The 4,093-nt window shown below is 50.3% G+C and carries 3 protein-coding genes; all 3 read left to right on the top strand.

Annotation, left to right across the window (positions count from 1 at the left end):
* Positions 1-118: 118 nt before the first annotated feature.
* Complete coding sequence (dsrO, locus tag IQR33_RS18625) at positions 119-886, top strand: sulfate reduction electron transfer complex DsrMKJOP subunit DsrO (RefSeq protein WP_017633876.1); 768 nt, start codon at positions 119-121, stop codon at positions 884-886.
* Positions 883-2,013, top strand: a complete 1,131-nt coding sequence (gene nrfD / locus IQR33_RS18620) for an NrfD/PsrC family molybdoenzyme membrane anchor subunit (RefSeq protein ID WP_193837573.1) — start codon at positions 883-885, stop codon at positions 2,011-2,013. Before dsrO ends, nrfD begins: the two co-directional genes overlap by 4 nt.
* Before the next feature lie 17 nt (positions 2,014-2,030).
* On the top strand, positions 2,031-4,093 hold a 2,063-nt coding region (locus tag IQR33_RS33495), incomplete at its 3' end, for a molybdopterin-dependent oxidoreductase (protein WP_228013984.1).

Here is a 4,093-nt window from a genome sequence, read left to right as displayed (position 1 = left end):
CACATTTGTTTTAGATCAAGTTTGATCTGGGTATGTGGAAATCCACAATATAAGCCTCGCAGTGCATTTCTCACAATGGAATCAGTCAATTCAAATACAACAAAAAAGCAGGTGAGTTATGGATTCCACCAAACGTCGCTTTCTCAGCGCGGTCACAGCCGGAGCCGCGTTAATTCCAGTCGCAGGCATTGGCACGGCAACTGCGGGAAACATTATTCGAAATAACCAGTCCGCTGACCGAAAAGGGCAAGTCGGCAAGCGTTATGCCATGGTGATAGATTTGCGTAAATGTGTCGGATGCCAGGCTTGCACTGTGGGTTGCAGCATCGAGAACCAAGCGCCAATTGGTCAATTCCGAACCACCGTAAAGCAATACGAAGTTACGTTAGATGATGGCTCTACAGCCACGCGAGAAGCAAAAGCCTTTATGCTACCGCGCCTTTGTAACCACTGCGACAACCCACCTTGCGTGGCAGTGTGTCCGGTTCAAGCAACCTTTCAGCGCGAAGATGGCATTGTCATGGTGGATAACAGCCGCTGCGTCGCCTGCGCGTACTGCGTACAAGCTTGCCCTTACGATGCTCGTTTTATCAATGAAGACACCCTCACCGCAGATAAATGTACCTTCTGTGCTCACCGTCTAGAACAAGGCCTATTACCTGCCTGCGTGGAAACCTGTGTTGGCGGAGCACGTGTAATTGGTGATTTGAATGATCCATCAAGTGAAGTTCGCCGCTTAATTGCGAAGCACCAAGACGATATCAAAGTGCTAAAGCCCAATGAAGAGACCAAGCCGCATGTGTTTTACATCGGCATGGATGAACGCTTCACCAGCCACATCGACGGGCAGCCAGCTATTTACGACCCACAAGGAAAGCGCGCATGAACATCACCGAAGTGTTAGTCCAACCTCAAGCAATGGCTTGGCTCCCGTGGGCGGTGCAGTACTTCTTTTACATCGGTTCTGCTTACGCTGCCGCTATTTTGTTCCTAATCGCCCTATTATTTGAGCAACACACCAGTCATCGGTTACGCGCCGCGCTGGTGCTAACGATGGCCATCGGCGCTATCGTAGGCCCGTTGGCGTTAACTGGCGACCTTCACCAGCCGGGACGAGCTTGGCATTTTTACGTGCACATCACGCCGTGGTCATGGATGTCTCTAGGCTCGCTGTTCCTGCCTGTTTTCTCAGGTTTAGCGGTAGTGACTGCATGGCTGTATCTCCGCGAGGATCTGATCAACTTACGTAATCAGCCAGGGAAAGTACTGCCTCTAATTTCAAAGCTGTCACTGGGTGACTGGGTGCTCTCTCGTAGAGTCATGCTTATGGTATCTGTTATCACGGTGCTATCAGGCATCACCATTGCAGTCTACACAGGCGCTGAAATTGCAGTCGTTAAATCGCGCTCTTTATGGCACCAACCCGCGTCGCCGGTTCTTTGGTTTGTCACTGCATTTATGAGCGCGGTCGGATTTTCTCTGTTGATTTGGCTCTTGCTGCCTAGTCAGTCAAAGACACTGACATCTGGCGATACTAATTTACTTAAAAAATCAGTGGTTACCAGCGGTGTATTAACGCTGATACTGCTACCGATTTGGGCATCCAACAATTCCGCATTTTCGCTCTATTCTAGCGAACAGTGGATGCACAACATTGCCCTGCTCACTTTTGTCGTTTTAGGTTGTGTTTTGCTCGCTTTCATCTTCTTGCGCGATACCAAAAAGTCCGCATCAGCCAGATTTCGTCACGTCATAGGGCTCAGTTTTGTGTCTGCTGCCGCACTGGAAAGTGCATGGCTGATTCGCTGGTTTACCATCATGGAAGTGCAAACCATCGCCAAGTTCGATGCAGGGCTGTATCCATACCAACTCACTATGGATGGAAATGGCTGGATAGGCATTATCGGCATGCTCGGATTATGGCTTGCACTGGCACTGCTCGGTTCGGAGCTGGTTCAGCCAAAACAAAAGATCGAAGTAAAAGCCTCATCACCCACCTTAACTGAACGCTAATCAAAGAGGATTTCATCATGGATAACAAACGCCGTCAGTTTTTGAAATCAGGCATTGCAGTTGGTGGGCTTGGCGCATTCGCTGCGGGTTACGCCACCACCACCAAACACATGGTCGAGGGTGCGCTCGAAGGCACTGCGGGAGAAAAAACGCGTGATATTCACCACGGTAACTCGCTTGAACCAGAGTACACGGTCAACAGCAAAGGCAACCTAATCCCTAATCCAAATCAGCGCGTTGCACCATCGATGTGCTTTGGTTGTTGGTCACTGTGCGGATTGCGTGTACGCATTGATAACCGCAACGACGAGATTTTGCGTATTACTGGCAACCCATATCACCCACTCTCTCATCAGCAACACATTCCGTTCGAAACGCCAGTCAAAGGTGCTTATTTAAGTTTGGCAGGAGAAGCGGGCCTTGACGGTCGTTCAACAGCATGCGCACGTGGCAATGGGATGCTAGAAATTCGCAACAGCCCGTACCGCATTACTCAGCCACTGAAACGAGTTGGAAAACGCGGCGAAGGAAAATGGATTACGATCAGTTACGAACAACTGATAGAAGAAGTCGTCGAGGGCGGTGATTTATTTGGTGAAGGTCATGTTGATGGCTTACGCGACATGCGCGATTTAACAACGCCCGTTGATCCTGAAAACCCAGAATATGGACCGAAAGCCAACCAACTGTTAATGACCAACGCCGGTAACGAAGGCCGAGACGACATATTCAAACGCTTCGCGTTCAACAGCTATGGTACGCGTAACTTTGGGCATCATGGCTCTTACTGCGGCTACGCATTTCGTGCTGGCAGCGGCGCATTCATGAACGATTTAGATAAGAACGCGCACTTGAAGCCAGACTTTGATAACGCGGAATACATCATCTTCATCGGTATGTCACCAGCTCAAGCGGGTAACCCTTTTAAGCGTCAGGCGCGCCAACTCGCCAATGCGCGAACAGAAGGTAGCTTGGAATACACCATCATCACACCAAGTTTGCCTGCTGGTTCATCGAGCTTGGCTGCCGGTGACAACAACCGCTGGGTACCAATCAAACCAGGCACCGACTCTGCCCTCGTGCTTGGCATGATCCAGTGGATCATCGAAAACCAACGCTACAACAAAACCTTCTTGGCGCAGCCGGGGGCAAACGCGATGAAACGAGCCGGCACCGCGCACTGGTGTAATGCTACGCATCTCGTGATAAGCGATAATCAGCACCCGAGAAACGGCACGTTTTTACGCGCGTCCGACTTGAATCTGCCATTCGAGGGCGAAGCGTTGTCTGACTCCGACCCGTACGTCATCGTGGATGAGCAAAGCGGCGAATTTGGTGTTCATACCCAAGCTGAGGAAGCGGCACTGTTTATCGATAAAACGGTTTCGCTTGCATCGGGCGAAGTGCGCGTAAAATCGTCTCTACAAAGACTCAAAGAAGAGGCGTTCAAATACAGTCTTGAGTTCTACAGCCAACAATGTGAAATCCCTGTCGAACAAGTTGTTGAACTAGCAAAGCGCTTCACCAGTCACGGAACAAAAGCGGTGGTCGATACCCACGGTGGCAACATGCACACCAATGGGTTCTATAACTCGTTTACCATCATGATGCTCAATGCGTTGATTGGTAACATAAATATGAAAGGCGGCGCGATGGCCAAAGCGGGTGGCTACCCAACTTCCGCTGCGGGTCCTCGTTACGACTTCACCAAATTTGCTGGCAAAGTCGGCCCGAAAGGCGTCTTTTTGTCGCGCAGTAAATTCCCCTACCACAAAACCAGCGAATACAAACGTCGCGTTGAGGCAGGTGAATCACCTTACCCAACTCGCGCCCCTTGGTATCCGTTTGCCGCGCCACTGCTGACAGAGCATCTGTCTGCGGCTATTGATGGGTATCCATACCGCGTTAAAGCGTGGATCAACCACATGGCGAACCCGATGTATGGTGTACCCGGATTGAAAACGCTGCTGGAAGACAAGCTTAAAGATCCAAAACAACTCGGTTTGATTGTGTCTGTTGATGCGTTCATTAACGAAACCACCGCGTTGTCGGATTATATTGTACCTGACACGGTCACCTA

This window comes from Vibrio sp. OPT46 (assembly GCF_015163535.1).
GTDB classification, from domain to species: domain Bacteria; phylum Pseudomonadota; class Gammaproteobacteria; order Enterobacterales; family Vibrionaceae; genus Vibrio; species Vibrio alginolyticus.
The sequence above is the reverse complement of the archived record's forward strand: the minus strand, read 5'-3'. Positions and strand labels throughout refer to the sequence as shown.

What these genes read in the sequence shown, in the direction of transcription:
- nrfD (WP_193837573.1), top strand. Translation starts at nt 883, where the DNA reads ATGAACATCACCGAAGTGTTAGTCCAACCTCAAGCAATGGCTTGGCTC.
- dsrO (WP_017633876.1), top strand. Translation starts at nt 119, where the DNA reads ATGGATTCCACCAAACGTCGCTTTCTCAGCGCGGTCACAGCCGGAGCC.